Source organism: Cohnella soli (assembly GCF_042655525.1).
GTDB classification, from domain to species: domain Bacteria; phylum Bacillota; class Bacilli; order Paenibacillales; family Paenibacillaceae; genus Cohnella; species Cohnella soli.
Genome location: NZ_JBHSMI010000028.1, coordinates 840,677 through 856,700, shown reverse-complemented (window position 1 = coordinate 856,700; position 16,024 = coordinate 840,677). Strand labels below are relative to the sequence as shown.

Here is a 16,024-nt window from a genome sequence, read left to right as displayed (position 1 = left end):
TTCTTACACTGCAATTCTACGTGGCTCCGAATGTTCCTGCCAAGTAAGCTTTATCGCTGGCATGAAAAAACCCCAACCTCCACTTCTAGTGGAAATTGAGGTTCCTCGCCTTACCTGCTCGCGCCGCCACCGCCGGAGGATCCGCCGCCGCCCCGACCGCCTCCGCCGCCACTGCCGCCTCCTCTTCTGCCGAGCATATTCAGCAGAAAAAAAGTAAAGGCTCCGCCCGTCAGCTTAAAATCGAGCACGATCAGCAATACGACTCCGATGCCAACCAAAAACTTCACGTAACCAGGCACACCCTGGAACAAGTCCCCAACACCGCCATCGCCGTTGCCGTACGAAAGAGGCGGAATGCCCTCTACCGCACCGGAAGCGTCCAGCCCATACTCTGCCGCCGCTTCGCCGATGAGCGCACCTTGCGTTTGCAAGAATGCCTCTTCCAATCGATTTTCGTCCCGATTCGGGACGAAATATTGATCGAGAATCGCCCCTGCCTTGCCGTCCGGAATCCGTCCTTCCAACCCGTAACCGACTTCGATCCGAACATGCCTCGTTTCGGCATCGTAAAGCAGCAACACGCCGTCGTTCCGCTCCTTGCCTCCGAGTCCCATCGCGCGGAACCGGTCGACCGCGACTTCTTCCAGCGTTTTTCCTTTTAGCGATTTGACAGTAACAACCCCGACTTGAGCTGTTCCCGACTGCTCGTGCAGCCATACAGCGCGGCCATAAAGCTCGTCTTTCGCTTGACGCGACAAAATGGCTGCATCATCTTGCACATATACGCCGTAATCGTAAGCGGCGATCACCGACCGCGCTTCCGTGAACAATGCGGCGCCTGTCGACGTTAGCAGCAGTAACAGCCAGACGGCGACACTAAATCCGCGGCGATAAGCGATCATCGTCAAAACTTAACTTCCGGAACGGTTTCCGCTCCGGGAGCCGCTTTGAAGAACGTTCTCTTTTCGAACCCGAACATCGAAGCGTACAGAGCAGCGGGGAACTTCCTGATTTTCGTATTGTAAGTCGTAACCGAATTGTTATAATCTTGGCGAGCGACCGCGATTCGATTCTCCGTGCCGGACAGCTCGTCCATCAGGCGGGTAAACTGAGCGTCAGCCTTCAAGTTCGGGTAATTCTCCACGACGACAAGCAATCTCGATAACGCCCCTTCAAGCTCGGCATTCGCTTCGGACTTCTCCTCCGTCGTTCCCGCGCCTGCCAGCTTGCTTCTGGCGTCCGCGATCGATTGGAACACTTCCTTCTCATGCGCGGCGTATCCTTTGACCGTGCTGACCAAATTCGGGATGACGTCTTCCCGGCGCTGCAGCTGCGTATCGATCTGCGCTTCCTTGTTGTCGACCGCCGTCTCAGACGAGACGAGCCCGTTATATGAGCTCACGGCAGACATGACAAGGATGATCGCGAGCGCTCCGATCACTAAAGCGATAACTGTTGAACGTTTCATGCTTGTCCCTCCATTAAATAGCTTACTTCTATCCTGTACGGAAAAAGGTTCTGCCGGGTTTCATAACTCAATAGCCAACTGCCGGCTCCAGCAGCGTAATCGTCGCTTCATAAGCGTTCATCGTCGTATATGCGCCTATCGGGATAGCCATTTTATACTTCCCGTGCCCGGACGCCAAATTCGTGATCAGCGGTTTGCCGAGCGGTACGATAAACTCGTCGATAAAAGCATCGTAAGATTTGCCGTAAGCCTCTTGGCAGTTCGTGCACTGTCCCATAAGAATACCGTTGCAATCGCGGAACTTACCCGCCAGCTTCAATTGCTCGAAATACCGATACACCGTGTTGATCGGCTCGTGCACTTCTTCGAGCAACACAATTTTTCCCCGCGTGTCCACTTCGAACGGCGTGCCGAGAGTGCCCGTAAAAGACGTCAAATTTCCGCCGACGATTGGCCCGCTGGCGATTCCTTTCACTTTTCCTTGTAATGGCGTACCTTCGGGATTAAGTAATGGCCGGGGAACTTGGACTGATGACGCCGCCTCGAAAAATTGTTCAAAGTTGTACGAAGGCGTGCTTGGTTGAAAGTCGATCAGCAGCAGGCTATGCAGTGTTATGACGCCGGACAATTGCGCGATCGCGTTGAGCAATGCAGTCACGTCGCTGTAGCCGCTGACGATTTTCGGATGGTATCGGATGAAACGGTAGTCAAGGTACGGCAATATCCCAGCCACGCCTACGCCGCCGCGCGCCGGCAAAATCAGCTTGACGTCGTCGTTCGAGAACATGTTCATCAGATCGTCCGCACGTTGCTTGTCCGTACCAGCCAAAAAACCGTTCTCGTCGTACACGTACTGACCAAGCACAACGTTCAGCCCCATCGCCTCCAAATACGCAACCCTTTCATCGATCGTCTCCCGGGAGAGTGGGCTGCCCAACGTTACAATACCGACCGTATCGCCTCGCTTTAAAGCCATAGGTTTGATCGCCAGATGAATCCCCCCGCCCGGTTGCTTCCGCTCTCGCTATTTATATGTGAAATCAGGGAAGAATATCAGCTCGAACCGATTTAAATCAACATCTGCACTTTCCATGCTTTACTTCGCCCCAATAATTATGTATTGTTACTTACAATAAGTAATAAACTTAAAGGGAAAGAAGGAATGGTTCGATGTCCTATTCCATTCATGCAGATACGAAGCTTGGGAAATTAAAGCTGAAGGTGCGCGACCTGGATCGGTCGGTGAAATTTTACACGGACGTTATCGGATTTAAAGTATTGGGGCGGGAAGGGAACGTCGCTCAGCTAACGGTAGACGGGAACAACGTGTTCCTCGAACTGGAACAGATCCCGGATGCCATCCTCGTGCCTGAGAGATCGGCAACAGGGTTGTACCATTTCGCGATTCTCGTACCGACGAGAGAACAGCTGGGCATTACGCTTCGCAAGCTCGCAGAATCCGGCATCCGCATCGGTCAGGGCGACCATCTTGTCAGCGAGGCGCTATATTTGTCCGACCCCGATCTGAATGGAATTGAAATTTATTGTGATCGCCCGCGGTCGGAATGGAGGACAGATGAAGCCGGCAACATTGAAATGGGAACGGAAGCGGTCGATATTCAGGGGCTGCTCGCTCTTGCGGGCGACAAGCCTTGGACCGGGTTACCTGCAGATACGATACTCGGACATATCCACCTTCATGTTGACCATCTGGCAACTGCAAAAGCTTTCTACTGCGATGTGCTCGGCTTTGACCTTGTCGCCGACATGTCACGCCGCATGGGCGCTAACTTCGTCTCAGCCGGCGGTTATCATCATCATATCGGCATGAATATTTGGGCCGGCGCCGGAGCCCCTCGCCCGCCGGAGAACGGTACTGGACTTGCTTACTATACGATTGTGCTGCCGTCCGCCGAACAATTACAAACCACTTTAGATCGACTCGGCAAAGTCGGCATCCCTGTCTCCGAGCATGCAGGATACTGGCTCGTACAAGATCCCGCCGGCAACTCCGTGCGATTGAGCGCCGCTGGGAATTAAACACTTGGAACTGAATTCTTACGAAAGAAAGGACTCCAAATTCCACGTTGTTGTGGATTTTGAAGTCCTTTCGCACGTAAATAGGGATAACCCTACTCGCTTAAGAGTTAGTGCTTGAGCCGGTCGATTCTCCTGCATCCGACTGCGGAGCGGCGCCCGAACGCTCCCCGTGCCCGCCATGCCGGCGGCCTTCACCGAAACCGGCGCCAAAGTGTTTGCCGTTCACGATTTTCTCGGCGATCGCGGCCGCGTCTTGAAGCCGTTCGTCAGCCTGAGCTTGCGTCAGCTTGCCGTCTTTCACCTCTTGTTGAATAGACGCCTTGATCGCTGCCGCTTGCGCATCGATCAGCTTTTGCACGTCTACGTCCTTGGTCGCGGCGATGTCCGCCAGCGACTTATCCGCTTCAAGCTGCGTCTTCAGTTCGTCCGCGGTCAATCCGAGCACTTTTCCCACTGCCGTCAAGTCCAAGGCAGCACCGCCCCGCATGCCGCCTCTGCCATGGCCTCCTTCCGCTCCAATCGGCAGCTTGCCGTCGATCTGCTTGTCCAAATTGTCGGTGAACTCCTTCTTCTGTTCCGCTTGACGCTTATCGAACGCCGCAGTCAACGTCGCCTTCAGTTGCTCCCTCGTTACTCCCTGTTGCTCGGCGATTTCGGCAAGCGTCGATCCCGCCTTTACTTTTTCCTCGAATGCCGCCTTATCCAGCTTAAGTAAATCAAGCACTTCTTGCCCAATCGCCTGTCCGCCGCGTCCGAACGCGCCTTTCGCCCAGCCTGCTTCGCCTTTTTGCGTGAGCGCTGCTTTGCTTTTGTCAGCGGACGATGAAGAGTCGGTGCTGCCGGTAAGCGTCGCCGCATAAGCGGACATCGGAATCATTAGCGCCAACACTGCCGTTGCGCCTAAAGTTCTCGCTTTGTTTTTCATTTCGTTATGCCTCCTTGGCAGGAAAATAGTGTTACAAGCCCAGTATGGTCATGAAAACTGAACCGCCGATGAGGCGAAGCTTAATTCCAGCTAAGGATGCGCTGAAAACTTGCTGAACGCCGCCAACCAGGCAATCTTAAGAATTTCTTTAGGAGTTGTTACCCTTTTATTAAAAACCGGCTTGTATAATCATCACTATTCAACGAACCCGAATGGAGGAAATACCTTGATCCAGCTTCATCAAATTAACCACCGGTTCGCGATCGGCAAAAAAGGCAAAGAACGCGTCGTGCCGGTGTTGCACGATATCGACCTCCGCGTCGAGCCGGGAGAAATCGTCGCGATCGTCGGGCGAAGCGGCTCCGGCAAATCGACCTTACTAAATCTGATGTCCGGTTATATTCGTCCCACCTCAGGCGAAATCCACGTTGCAGGCCGCAACGTAACCGGATTAAGCGAAGGAGAATGGGCAAACTTTCGTCTGGCCCACCTCGGCTTCATGTTCCAAAGCTTTCAGCTTATCCCGGGCATGACCGCCTACGAGAACGCAGAGCTCCCTCTCGTCCTGCGCGGAACCCCCGTCTCCAAGCGCAAAGCTCGCGTGATGGAGTTGATGGAGCAGGTCGGCATCGCCGAATTCGCTGATCATTACCCGGGCGAACTGTCCGGTGGACAGCAGCAACGCGTCTCCGTCGCAAGGTCGCTCATGCTTAATCCTCCAATCGTGCTGGCGGACGAACCGACAGGCAGCTTGGACAGCGATAATGAACGGCAATTGCTCGATACGATTCGCGGACTCAACAAAGAGCGCGGCACGACGTTTGTCCTTATTACCCATGACGATCAAGTCGCTTCCGTCGCCCACCGTACATTAACATTAAAAGACGGCTATTTAATGCATGCCAAGGAGAAAGGTGGTTTGTACGCCCATGAAGTTCACTGACCAGTTCCGGTTCGTCCGGCAAAATATGAAGAAAAACAAAACGCGGCTGTTCATGACCGTCCTTGCCACTGCCATGGGCTGCTCCTTCCTTATCGTGCTCGCCTCCGTCGGTTTCGGCCTGCAAAAAAGCATCGTGGACAAAGTCGTCGGAGATCGTATGGTCACCGCCATCGATATCTACGGCATCGAAGCGAGTAACCGGATCGACCAACAGATAGGCGATAAGAATATTGACTACTTGCGTTCCGTTGAACACGTTAAAACCGTCACTTACCGCAATTACATTCAGCAATCCATTCAAGTAACCGTTGACGGTACCGAAGCGAGTGCAAGCGCAACGATCAACGTTGACTTTAACGCGGAGCAGAAAGCCGGTTTCAGCCTGAGCGCTGGACGCTTGCCGGCTGCGAGCAACGAAGTCGTTATCGGATATAACATCCGCCAGTCTCCCGATGCGAAACCATCAGATGAGCCGCCTGCTGCTAAAGCATGGATCGGCAAGTCAATCAAGCTCCAAGGGAGCCAGTTCGACAAGGACGGCAAAGAGACGAAAAAAACTTTCGAAGCGACAATCGTTGGCGTCACGGAGAAGCCGACCCGGGAATGGAAGACGGATTCTGCGGTCTATATCGGTAATGAGTTGCTCAAGGAGATCGAGGCGTTTACAGCAACGCAATGGGGTGCGCAGCGCATTCCCTCGAAAGGGAAGGACGCTTCGGTAGAAGAGCCGCCAGGCTTGCAAGATCCGCGCAATTATAATCAAGTTCAGGTTATTGCGGACGGAGTAAACCATGTGAAAGGCATTGCCGAAGAAATTCGCAAACAAGGTTACTATAGCCATTCGATTGCAGACGAACTGAAACAAGTGAATCTGGTGTTCTTGATCATGAAAATCGGACTCGGTTTCATCGGTACGATCGCTGTTCTCATCGCCTCGATCGGCATATTTAATACGATGACGATGGCCGTCACCGAACGGGCCCAGGACATCGGCATTATGAAAGCGATAGGTGCGCATCCGTCTTCGATCCGCCGCATTTTCCTGCTGGAGAGCAGCATGATCGGCCTGCTCGGCGCTTGCATCGGCACCATCGTCGCTTATATTGTATCTGCAGCTGTAAATTTGGGATTGCCCATCGTTATTCAAAGCTTTATGAACGAGAAGGTTCCCGAAGATTTCCGCTTCTCTTGGATTCCGCCGTACTTGGCGCTGACTGCCTGCGCCATCTCGCTGATCGTCGCGCTGCTGTCGGGATCACGCCCGGCTAAGAAAGCGACCCGGGTCGACGTTCTTCGCGCCTTACGCAGAGACGTGTGACAAGGTTAAAAGAAATAAAGACAAAGCCGGACGCGTGCGTCCGGCTTTATCGATTTATCTCGGATTCTATTATTGCTGCTTGTCACGCAGTTGCTCGTACAGCTTCCGGGCTGCCTCGGATGGCGCCTCGCCGAACTCGGAGTGCAGCATGATCTCCAGTGCTTCGTATTGCCGCATAGCCAAAGAACCATAACCTTCCCGATCGTATAGTACGATCAGCGCCTCATAAATCTCCTCCGCGTACGGGAACTCCGTAAGCAGCTTCTCGTAGGCGTCTGCGGCTTCCTTGCCCCGATTGGTCTCGGACCAGTAACGGCACAATGCCAGACCATGCCGATAACGCAAGTTACGGAGTCGTTGGCGTTCTCCTTCCGCCCAATCGTAATCATGTTCCAACAAGTAATCTCCAGGATACGACGAGAAAACGGAAGCATGGCGTTCCTCGGTATCGGCGTCCAATTCCTGAAGTGCCCTCAGTTCCTTCTCCCACTCGAACGCATCGATCGTCACGCTGTCTTCTTTGAGCAAATAACCGTCACCGCTGTTGACAAGATCGATACCAAGGTCCGATTTTTTGAAAGATTTGCGGAGCTGATAGATTGCCGTGTACATTTGCGCGTAACCTTTTTTCTCATCGACGTCGGGCCATAGCAGTTCAAGAAGCGTTTCCTTGCGTACCGGCTGTCCGCGTTTATGAACCATGTACGCAAACAGTTCCTTCGCTTTCACCGTTCTCCAGGAGAGCGGCTCGCCGCCTTTGTCCTCAACGACAAGGCATGGACAGGTTTGTATGGCTGTTTTAAAAGATAACGGCTTTGCATGCAATCCGGAGCTAACCGTCCCTGAAACCATCTGCTTCTGTAATCTTGATACCGTCAGGGCCAATCTTGAAGGGTGAACCGGCTTCAGTAAATAATCGAGAGCGTTAAGCTCGAAAGCTTTAATCGCGTAGTCGTCATAGGCAGTAACGAATACGACAGTGATTGAATCATCCATGGCGAGCAGCCTGTCAGCGAATTCGAGTCCGCTTAGCTGCGGCATGTCGATATCAACGAACACCGCGTCCGGCTTGAGGGATTCGGCTTGCGCAAGAGCTTCTACGGGATTGATGAAGCTGCCGACGATCTCGATTTCGTCGATCTTGCCCAATTGCGCCCCCAAACTGCGAAGCGCCAGCGGCTCGTCATCCAACAAAATCAATCTCATCCGTCTCCCCCTCCTTCTCTCGCGACATCGTGTTCTTCCGCCTTGTCGGAAGTACCTCTTCCATTACTTCGGTTGCAGAAGAGGTTGTTTAAAGGGTTTTCGGATTAATGCCTTTTGCGGTCCGATGGCAGAAGGAAAGCCAGGAAGCCGGACAGCGGCAGGAAGCTGCACGCCAACATGACCGCATGCAGGCCATAGGCGTCTGCGGCGTTCCCAAGCGCCACGCCGCCGATCGCTCCCATTCCGAACGCAAGTCCCGTCGTCAAGCCTGAAGCCATGCCTACGCTTCTGGGCATTAGGAACTGCGCATACACAACTGCGACGGAAAATCCCGATAGAATAACAAAACCGAGCAGCGTAATTGCGGGATACACCCACATTAACGGCAAATGCGGCAATGCAATCGCGATCGGCGACGCTCCGAGAATCGAGAAAACGATCATTTTTTTCATGCCGAAACGATCCGCAAGAACGCCTCCGAAATACGTGCCAAGCACACCGGCCGCGAGGAACAGGAACACCGGAATTTGCGCCTGCTGCTTCGTTAAACCGTAATCGTCCTTTAAGTAAAATTGGTAGAAGCTGCTTACACCCGTATGATACCAGGAGCGCGCGAACACTAGAAAAACAAGCAATCCCATCGCGAACTTAACCCGCGGATGATTCGACATCTCCTGCACCGCTACTCCAGAGCGTCCTGACTTGACGGCGGCGCCACGCGATGCGTCCCATTCTGCAAGCTTACGTCTGTACCACGGCACTACGCCAAGAAGGACAGCGATCGCAAGCGCTGCGAACAGCGTGCCCCAGATCGCACCGAACTGGCCAAGGGGCACAAACACGAAAATCGTCATAAGCGGCGCGAGCGAGCTGCCCGCGTTGCCCCCGACCTGGTAGACAGACTGGGCGAACCCGCGTCGTCCTCCTGCGGCAAAGTACACGACCCGTGAGCCTTCTGGATGGAAAATAGCCGACCCTAGTCCGACGAAAACGACCGACAGCAGCAAATACCAGAAACCGGGCGATAAAGCGATACCGCACATCCCGACAAGGCTCAACCCCATTCCGATTGGCAGCATCATAGGCCGCGAGCGCTTATCGGAATATGCGCCTACAACGGGCTGCATGACGGATGAGGTCATATTCAGCATGAACCCGATCCAACCAACTTGCGTAAGAGACAATTTCAAAGAATCCTCAAGGATTGTATATAACGCGGGCACGACGGCCTGCATCGAATCGTTGAGCATGTGGACTAAACTGATGGCGAGCAAAACGGGCAAGGCAACTTTCGTGGCCGAATCCGATGCCGCCTTTGACGTTCCCGCGAACGAAGCCAATGGCGCACCCTCCGATTCTTTCTTCTGCCTATCAGTGTAGATATGCTATTTGGCGAAGTCAAGAAAGACCGGATTAACGGATGTTCTCGACAGCCTGAACAAACGATTTCATGGCTGGATGAGAAGCCATCAGCACTCCAAGTTCATCTTGTCTCTGGTCACCCTCAAAAGCAAGCCTGATCGCTTTCCTCAATTGATCCCGATAATCGCCGCCTTCCCTAGCCTCTTCGACCTGCAATGCCTTCGTCATTTTGCTCCAATCCGACTTACTGCTTTCATAATAATCACGTTCCGGGTACTTCTCGGCTATCGCGATCGCCGAGTCGAACGTATCGGAAAAGACGAGGTGTAACGCGATCGAATAACCGACGAATCGGTGAGAGTAATCCGCCTCCAGCGCTTGCGCAAATAGTTCGTACGCTTCTTTAAACTTGCCTTGCTTCAATAGAGCTTTCGCGTACATGGATTGCGCATAACCCTCATCCGCCTGTCCAAGTTCGGATTGTCGGTACATGCTGTAGTACTGCTCGGCTTTTTTCCAATTTTCGATTTCGAAGTTCTGCATGAAAAGCATTAAGGCATACTTTCCCGTGTCGTCTTGCCCGATCAATTTTTCCGCATAGCCGAAAGCCTCTTCTGGCCATTTCCCCGTACGGTTGATCGACGCGTCCACATCATATAAACGTATAATCATTTGCAAGCTATACCGGTCGCTTGAGTTGGATTCGTATTCCTTCTTGTAAGAGGCCAGCGCCTCGTCCAGCTTGCCGTCCAACAACAGTCGATCCGCTGCCGTTAACACGCGAGCTTTCAAATAGAAAAAAGGCAGCGGACCCATCGTTTTCTCGTCCAGTCTGTATCCATTGCTTCTCGTGATTAGCCTGCCGTTCTTGTCATAAGCTTCCACGTACCAGGAGAGTCGGCTCTCGGGATTCGCAAAACCTAATAGTCCCGTAGGGTCAGGCACGTTCTTACCATCGATCGTCCGATAACTAAATCCTCCGAACGATTCGTAAATTTGCTCCAGCGGGATGTCCGCTTCGGAACCCTTGATGTGAGAAACGATTCGAGGGTTCGAAAATCCGCCGCTTTCATACGGAAAAGTGCCGTTCAGCGCGTAATAGGCCGCGCCTCCGACCGGCTCCCATTTGAATTTGATCGTCCCCCCGCTAATGACTTGATTGTTGACAGGAGACTGAATGCCGATTAACGGCTTTAATGTAATGTTTTGCTCCAACGTTTGCCCTGCACGGATATCTATCCAATCGTTGTTCATCACCGGATACGTCCAACCGTCAATCTGCTCGTAGGACACGCCGATTGCGAGTTGATAGCTGCCGGACACAACCCCTCTGAAGGAATAACGGCCTTTGGCGTCCGTCAGCGTCTGATAGGGTTCGTTCTCCAGCAAGCTATGCGAACTATCGCTGCTTTGCCGTAAATACACACCGATGCCGACTAGCGGGCTCCCGTCGCTCTTCTGGGCAACGCCGGAAACGATCGCCGATGATCCTTCGTTCTCCGTTGCTCCAGCGAGCAGCGCTTCCATCTCTGTCAAAGTCATGAGCGATACCGATTTCATTTCTTCGAGTTCAGGATAGTTTTTCTTTTTTTCTTCGCCTTGTTTGATCTCTGTTTCCCGAAGTACGGCAATTTGCTTGTAGGCTTCGGTCGCTTCACCTAGTTCCAATAAGATTCGAGCTCGAAGCCTTGCAATCTCAGTCTCGTTATCCGGATGCTCCAAGTCCGCGCTGGCCGCCAACTCGTCTAGTAACTTCGTCGCGTTGGCATATTCGAAATTCCGCGCATGGATTTTCGCCCGATCAAGCTTCAGCACACGCGCTTGTGCAGTGCCATCTGCGCTCTCTTCGAGTCTCTTCTCCCCGATTTCGAGTGCGCCCAAAGCGTCGTCATCGCGTCCCATTTTCTCGAATGCGAATCCGAGTTGCCTCGCCGCCCGGGATAGGTAACCGTCGACTGGGCCTCCGTCGACGTATGCTTTCAAAAATTCGACCTTCTCTTCTTCGGTCCAACGCGGCGCGTGGGGAAGCGTCGTAACGCCTCCCGCGTAATACCATCCTCCGCCGACCGTAACGTCGAAGCTGGCCAGATTGAAATCGTTCCCGTTCTCGATGACATACTTACGAATAAGAGACCATTTCTCGCCGCCTGAAGCACGATCGATCGCGCGCTTCATAGCCGCTTTGCCCGTCGGGGCTCCGCTTACGAATTCCTTCTTCACGTTCGACATTTGCACCTTTGGAACGATCCAATATTGAAGCAACAGAAAGACGGCGAGAAGTGCACCGAAGAGCAATACGAGATGCTTAACCTTGAGTGTTGCCGTCACGGAACGCCACCGCCTTCTCATATTCGTCTTTCCAATACATATTGCCGCCCGCTTGCACGAGCTCTCGCCGCTCGTAGAGCGGTACCTCGCCCCGGATCGAAATCTCCTTCAGTCGAATGCCGACGAACAACGTCATCGCGACGACGAAGCCAACGCCGATCGGGAGAAGAGGAACGCGGAGTTCCTTGTTCCACCAAGCGTGAAGCCGATCTCGGCGCGTGCGGGGGTGAGTCCGCCTAATCGTCTCCTCTGCTCTCGTAAACTTTACGATATTCAGCTCTTCGTCCAACCGTTGGCTAATATGCGTTTGCTCCAGCGTTTTCTCCGGATTCATTCCCGTCCTCCTCTTCCAGCAATGACTTCAACTTCGCCCGGGCCCTCGCTAGCCTCGACTTAATTGTGTTTTCCTTCTCGAATGTCTGTTCAGCAATCTCGGAGACTGTCATCTCGTTAAAGTAATGCAATACGATCGGTTCCCGATATTTATAGTCCAACCGAAGGATCGCTTCGCTCAAACGTTCGTTGCGCCATTCCTCCAGAAGCAAGTTTTCCGGATCGGTTGCCGTCGCGCCCGATAAGCGATCAACGTCTGCGAAAGGAAACACACGCCGCCAGTTCCAAGTTCTCATTTTCATCCGACATCGGTTAACGACGATACGCAGGAGCCAGTTTTTAAGCTTATCCGGATGTTTAAGCTGACGAATGCGGCCGAATGCTTGAACAAAAGCATCCATTGTCGCCTCTTCCGCAGCCTGTCGATCGCGGGTGAGCAAATAGGCGGTTCGCGTCAATTCATCGCCGTAACGTTCCATCAGCGTTCGCAATGCTGCCTCTTCTCCGTTCAATAACCCGCTATAAAGATCCAGACGGCTCCCTCCCCTCCAACATTAAGATGCTTGCTCAGGAGTTGCGGTTGCATTTTACAGAAAATTTTCCAGTCATGTATGAATAAACACAGTCCGTGGTCTGTATGCGGGCTGAACCACCAAGTACTAGCCTTTTTTCGATGGCCGCTATGCTTGTCTCAAACGATCTTCAACTTCTTGTCATACACTAAATCATCTTCTGCATGGGAGGTGTTGATAAAATGAGTACAAGCCCACGTCGTTCAAGCTCTTCCCAAGGCATGGTCGCGAAAACGAAATATTGGGGCGGTTTCTGGGGACAGTCCCAACATTGTAGCCCGGTTTACTGCGTCAAACACGAAACATACAATTGTGAATGCAAAAAAAGCAGTTCTTGCGGATGCGACCATAAGAAAAACGGCAACGAGCACAAAAGCAATCACAGCAAAGGTCACTCCAGCGGACACTCCAAGGGACGTTCCTGCGGTAAATCAGGAGGTCATTCCAAGGGACGCTCTTGCGGTAAATCAGACGGGCATTCCAAAGGACGCTCTTGCGGCAAATCAGACGGGCATTCCAAAGGACGCTCTTGCGGTAAATCTGGCGGACGTTCCAGCGGGCATCGCTAAGCTGTAAAAAGTTGATAGCCTCACGCAGCCAAATTTTGCAAAAAACAGCCATGAACGCCTTTCGGCGCACATGGCTGTTTGTATGACATCCAAATACTATTCGCGCTCGAACTTGAAGTTGCGAGCGATATAAATAACCGGTGTCGATGCGGCGGATATAACGAACTTGAGCACGTAAGTCGTAACGGCGATTTCCCACCAGACATCCCAAGTATATTCCCCTATGAAAGCGATTGAACAGAACACAAGCGTATCGACCAATTGACTGACTCCGGTACTACCATTATTACGAATCCACAACTGGCTCCTCGTCGGGTATTTCACTTTCAGCTTGCTGAAGATGCGAACGTCAAGAAATTGGCTGACGAGGTAGGCACACAAGCTGCCAAGTGCGATACGCGGCGCTAATCCGAATATCGTCTGCAGCGCGTCTTGACCGAAATCCGTCTCTTGCGGCTTAAATACGAGCGCCATCTGCATGATGACCGTCGACATGAGCAAGAAGAAAAAGCCGAACCAGACCGCCTTTTTCGCTTCCTTCTCCCCGTACTTCTCGTTGAGCAAGTCCGTTGTGAGGTAGATTGTCGCGTACATCGTATTGCCTAACGTCATTACGAAGCCGAACATGCCGATCGTCTTGACAACCTGGATGTTCGCGAGAATGACAGCCGCCGCGATCCATGCGTACAAGCCTTGCTTCCCGAACAGCCGATAGCAGATCAGGAACAAACCAAAGTTGACCAGAACAAACAAAACACCCCAACCCAAATTGAACAAAAAAATTCCTCCTAGTTTTGATAACGCGGGAGTTTGCGAACCGCGGCTCCGTGTCCCGGAGCAAACGCCTCATTATAGCACAAAGCTTAGCGGAGTGTCCCAGGAAAATAGTGGACCGCCCACGTCCCACTTGTCAAAAAAGTCCAGATGCGGCGGACGGGATCGTCCATCGAATCGGAGCGGCAACCGGTCTATAATGACAGTCACGAACGGATAAGGGGAGTGAAGATGAAAGCGCTTAAGATTATTCAAATCGGAACCGGTAACTTCGGAAAAATTTGGCTGGAGTATGTGCTGCAGGTGGAGGAAGCCGAACTGGTTGCCGTAGCCGACGTTGACCCCCGCAACTTGGAGGAAGCGAGACCGCTCCTGCAAGGACGGAACGTGACGTTCTATAACGATCCGCTTCAGGCGATGCGGGAGACGGAAGCGGACATCGTGCTGCTCGTCACGCCGCCGCACACGCATCTGGAGTTGACTGTCGCAGCTGCCGAGCAAGGGCTGCACGTGCTGATGGAGAAACCAATTGCCGGCGAACTGGCGGAAGCGATCAAGTTGGCCGAATTCGCACGGACGACGGACAGGCGGATTATGGTTAACCAGAATTATCGCTGGCGACCTGAAATCGCCGCGGTCAAAGCCGCCGTCGCTTCCGGCGTCGTCGGGCCGATCGGGCAAATCGAGTGGCGCTTCGCGCGCAATCATACAAGCGTCAACTTCTCTTCCGGCTGGCGCAGCCAGTATGGCGATTTGTTCCTTCGTGAAATGAGCATCCATCACTTCGATTTAATGCGGTACTGGCTCGATCGGATACCTGTGTCCGTCTTTGCCGAAAGCGTAAATCCAAGCTGGAGCTGGATTCCGAGCGGCGGAGCGGCGAACGCGTTGTTGAAGTTCGAAGACGGCGTATCCGCAGTCTACTCCGGCAGTTGGGTTAATCGCGGACCGGATACGACGTGGACAGGGAACGTAAGACTGATCGGCAGTCTCGGCGCGATCGAGCTGACGAACGACGTTCCTTCGATTGCCTGGGAGGACGGCCGCCAGGAACAGCTCGCTATGGAACCAATGAAGTACACGGAATTATCCCGCTCCTTGTACGAATTGATTAGCGCAATTCGGGAAAATCGCGAGCCGGCGACAAACGCAGGCGACAACCTGCTAAGCTGGCTTACCGTGTGCGCCGCGGCGGAATCCGCCGTAACAGGCGTACCCGTTACCATCGACGCTGCTTCTGCAAGCATCCAAACTATACGATAAGCGAGGTTTCATAAAATGAGCCAACCGATCCGCGTCACTGTTTTTAACGAATTTCATCACGAGAACCATTATGAACCGGCCCGCCGGATTTATCCGGATGGCATTCATAAGGTTATCGCCGCGTATTTGAAGGAGCAGCAATATTTCGTCTGGACGGCGACGCAGGATCAGCCCGATCACGGACTGACCGACGAGGTGCTGGACAACACGGATGTCCTTGTCTGGTGGAGTCATATTCTCGTTGACGGGTTCCGCGATGACATCGTGGAGAAAATCCATCGCCGCGTTCTTGATGGCATGGGTTTTATCGTGCTGCATTCCGGGACACAATCGAAAATTTTCAAGAAGTTGATGGGCACATCTTGCGCAATCAAATGGCGGGAAGCCGATGAGAAGGAGCGCATCTGGATCGTTCAGCCGAACCATCCGATTGTTGACGGCGTACCGGAATATTTCGAATTGCCGGAAGAGGAAATGTATGGGGAGTTTTTCGACGTCCCTCCGCCCGAAGAAGTCGTTATGATCAGTTGGTTCCAAGGCGGCGAAGTATTCCGAAGCGGAATTACGTACACGAGGGGCAAAGGCAAAGTTTTCGTCTTCCGTCCGGGTCACGAATCTTTACCAACCTATTATAATCCGCACGTACTCCGCGTAATCTCCAACTCCGTGCGCTGGGCAGCTCCTGTCGCCGGCACGCCGGCCCCCGTGTTCGGTAATGCTCAACCTCTGGAGGCGCTGCCTCAGAAGAAAAGCTGAATCGGCTTTATATATGTAAATTTGGCGGAACAGGGAGTTCACTCCCTCGTTCCGCCACTTTTTTGTTTTTTCGGAAACCTTGCTGGGCAACCGGTGCAAAGAGATAGCTGTTGTGTGCCGGAACTCGGAGCTCATTCCCCGCTCGCACCCCCAATCGCTGATTACTC

At 53.0% G+C, this 16,024-nt stretch carries 16 protein-coding genes; 6 read left to right on the top strand and 10 right to left on the bottom strand.

The genetic code is table 11. The annotated features are described in order from the left end of the window. Positions 1 to 110 precede the first annotated feature (110 nt). The 3 genes from ACFPOF_RS19595 to ACFPOF_RS19585 all read right to left on the bottom strand — a co-directional run bounded on the left by ACFPOF_RS19595 (position 111) and on the right by ACFPOF_RS19585 (position 2,459). The gene (locus ACFPOF_RS19595) at positions 111 to 902 is read right to left on the bottom strand and encodes a TPM domain-containing protein (RefSeq protein ID WP_378136062.1); all 792 of its coding nucleotides are present in this window, start codon (positions 900 to 902) and stop codon (positions 111 to 113) included. A gap of 2 nt (positions 903 to 904) precedes the next feature. After that, on the bottom strand, positions 905 to 1,468 hold the full coding sequence (locus ACFPOF_RS19590; protein ID WP_378135701.1) for a LemA family protein: 564 nt from the start codon (positions 1,466 to 1,468) through the stop codon (positions 905 to 907). Positions 1,469 to 1,535: 67 nt separating this feature from the next. Next, positions 1,536 to 2,459, bottom strand: coding sequence for a S66 peptidase family protein (locus tag ACFPOF_RS19585; protein ID WP_378136060.1), 924 nt, complete (start codon positions 2,457 to 2,459; stop codon positions 1,536 to 1,538). Positions 2,460 to 2,638: 179 nt separating this feature from the next. On the opposite strand from ACFPOF_RS19585, the gene ACFPOF_RS19580 reads away from it, so the two are divergent. Then, positions 2,639 to 3,508 carry a VOC family protein gene (locus ACFPOF_RS19580; RefSeq protein WP_378135699.1) on the top strand — a complete coding sequence of 290 codons (870 nt, stop codon included), beginning with the start codon at positions 2,639 to 2,641 and terminating at the stop codon, positions 3,506 to 3,508. A 100-nt stretch (positions 3,509 to 3,608) separates the two neighbouring features. Here the strand turns inward: ACFPOF_RS19580 and ACFPOF_RS19575 are convergent, their stop codons facing one another. Beyond that, on the bottom strand, positions 3,609 to 4,433 hold the full coding sequence (locus ACFPOF_RS19575) for a hypothetical protein (protein WP_378135697.1): 825 nt from the start codon (positions 4,431 to 4,433) through the stop codon (positions 3,609 to 3,611). A gap of 226 nt (positions 4,434 to 4,659) precedes the next feature. Between ACFPOF_RS19575 and ACFPOF_RS19570 the strand changes: the two genes are divergently transcribed. Both ACFPOF_RS19570 and ACFPOF_RS19565 read left to right on the top strand, forming a co-directional pair. Further along, positions 4,660 to 5,376: an ABC transporter ATP-binding protein gene (locus ACFPOF_RS19570; RefSeq protein WP_378135695.1), complete on the top strand. Its 717-nt coding sequence runs from the start codon at positions 4,660 to 4,662 to the stop codon at positions 5,374 to 5,376. Further along, the gene (locus ACFPOF_RS19565) at positions 5,363 to 6,694 is read left to right on the top strand and encodes an ABC transporter permease (protein ID WP_378135693.1); all 1,332 of its coding nucleotides are present in this window, start codon (positions 5,363 to 5,365) and stop codon (positions 6,692 to 6,694) included. The genes ACFPOF_RS19570 and ACFPOF_RS19565 overlap by 14 nt, the downstream gene beginning before the upstream one ends. A gap of 69 nt (positions 6,695 to 6,763) precedes the next feature. On the opposite strand, the gene ACFPOF_RS19560 is transcribed toward ACFPOF_RS19565, so the two are convergent. The 5 genes from ACFPOF_RS19560 to ACFPOF_RS19540 form a co-directional block, all read right to left on the bottom strand. Further along, positions 6,764 to 7,900: a response regulator gene (locus ACFPOF_RS19560; RefSeq protein WP_378135691.1), complete on the bottom strand. Its 1,137-nt coding sequence runs from the start codon at positions 7,898 to 7,900 to the stop codon at positions 6,764 to 6,766. A 104-nt stretch (positions 7,901 to 8,004) separates the two neighbouring features. Then, positions 8,005 to 9,240, bottom strand: coding sequence for an MFS transporter (locus tag ACFPOF_RS19555; RefSeq protein ID WP_378135689.1), 1,236 nt, complete (start codon positions 9,238 to 9,240; stop codon positions 8,005 to 8,007). Between the two features lie 73 nt (positions 9,241 to 9,313). Further along, complete coding sequence (locus tag ACFPOF_RS19550; protein ID WP_378135687.1) at positions 9,314 to 11,590, bottom strand: hypothetical protein; 2,277 nt, start codon at positions 11,588 to 11,590, stop codon at positions 9,314 to 9,316. Continuing rightward, complete coding sequence (locus ACFPOF_RS19545; protein ID WP_378135685.1) at positions 11,568 to 11,924, bottom strand: hypothetical protein; 357 nt, start codon at positions 11,922 to 11,924, stop codon at positions 11,568 to 11,570. Before ACFPOF_RS19545 ends, ACFPOF_RS19550 begins: the two co-directional genes overlap by 23 nt. Next, the gene (locus ACFPOF_RS19540; protein ID WP_378135683.1) at positions 11,887 to 12,414 is read right to left on the bottom strand and encodes a sigma-70 family RNA polymerase sigma factor; all 528 of its coding nucleotides are present in this window, start codon (positions 12,412 to 12,414) and stop codon (positions 11,887 to 11,889) included. The genes ACFPOF_RS19545 and ACFPOF_RS19540 overlap by 38 nt, the downstream gene beginning before the upstream one ends. 393 nt (positions 12,415 to 12,807) lie before the next feature. Here ACFPOF_RS19540 and ACFPOF_RS19535 point away from each other — a divergent pair, with 393 nt between their 5' ends. Further along, positions 12,808 to 13,071 carry a hypothetical protein gene (locus tag ACFPOF_RS19535; RefSeq protein WP_378135681.1) on the top strand — a complete coding sequence of 88 codons (264 nt, stop codon included), beginning with the start codon at positions 12,808 to 12,810 and terminating at the stop codon, positions 13,069 to 13,071. Positions 13,072 to 13,160: 89 nt separating this feature from the next. Here ACFPOF_RS19535 and ACFPOF_RS19530 read toward each other — a convergent pair whose 3' ends face one another. Further along, entirely contained in the window at positions 13,161 to 13,841 is a 681-nt protein-coding gene (locus tag ACFPOF_RS19530; RefSeq protein WP_378135679.1) for a queuosine precursor transporter, read from the bottom strand. A 228-nt stretch (positions 13,842 to 14,069) separates the two neighbouring features. Here ACFPOF_RS19530 and ACFPOF_RS19525 point away from each other — a divergent pair, with 228 nt between their 5' ends. Next, complete coding sequence (locus ACFPOF_RS19525) at positions 14,070 to 15,101, top strand: Gfo/Idh/MocA family protein (RefSeq protein WP_378135677.1); 1,032 nt, start codon at positions 14,070 to 14,072, stop codon at positions 15,099 to 15,101. Positions 15,102 to 15,116: 15 nt separating this feature from the next. After that, positions 15,117 to 15,857, top strand: coding sequence for a ThuA domain-containing protein (locus tag ACFPOF_RS19520; RefSeq protein ID WP_378135675.1), 741 nt, complete (start codon positions 15,117 to 15,119; stop codon positions 15,855 to 15,857). Positions 15,858 to 16,024: the final 167 nt, after the last annotated feature.

Bases quoted from the DNA above. Each gene is read 5' to 3' on its own strand.
- ACFPOF_RS19595 (WP_378136062.1), bottom strand. From the start codon at position 902: ATGATCGCTTATCGCCGCGGATTTAGTGTCGCCGTCTGGCTGTTACTG.
- ACFPOF_RS19590 (WP_378135701.1), bottom strand. From the start codon at position 1,468: ATGAAACGTTCAACAGTTATCGCTTTAGTGATCGGAGCGCTCGCGATC.
- ACFPOF_RS19580 (WP_378135699.1), top strand. From the start codon at position 2,639: ATGTCCTATTCCATTCATGCAGATACGAAGCTTGGGAAATTAAAGCTG.
- ACFPOF_RS19575 (WP_378135697.1), bottom strand. From the start codon at position 4,433: ATGAAAAACAAAGCGAGAACTTTAGGCGCAACGGCAGTGTTGGCGCTA.
- ACFPOF_RS19565 (WP_378135693.1), top strand. From the start codon at position 5,363: ATGAAGTTCACTGACCAGTTCCGGTTCGTCCGGCAAAATATGAAGAAA.
- ACFPOF_RS19560 (WP_378135691.1), bottom strand. From the start codon at position 7,900: ATGAGATTGATTTTGTTGGATGACGAGCCGCTGGCGCTTCGCAGTTTG.
- ACFPOF_RS19545 (WP_378135685.1), bottom strand. From the start codon at position 11,924: ATGAATCCGGAGAAAACGCTGGAGCAAACGCATATTAGCCAACGGTTG.
- ACFPOF_RS19525 (WP_378135677.1), top strand. From the start codon at position 14,070: ATGAAAGCGCTTAAGATTATTCAAATCGGAACCGGTAACTTCGGAAAA.
- ACFPOF_RS19520 (WP_378135675.1), top strand. From the start codon at position 15,117: ATGAGCCAACCGATCCGCGTCACTGTTTTTAACGAATTTCATCACGAG.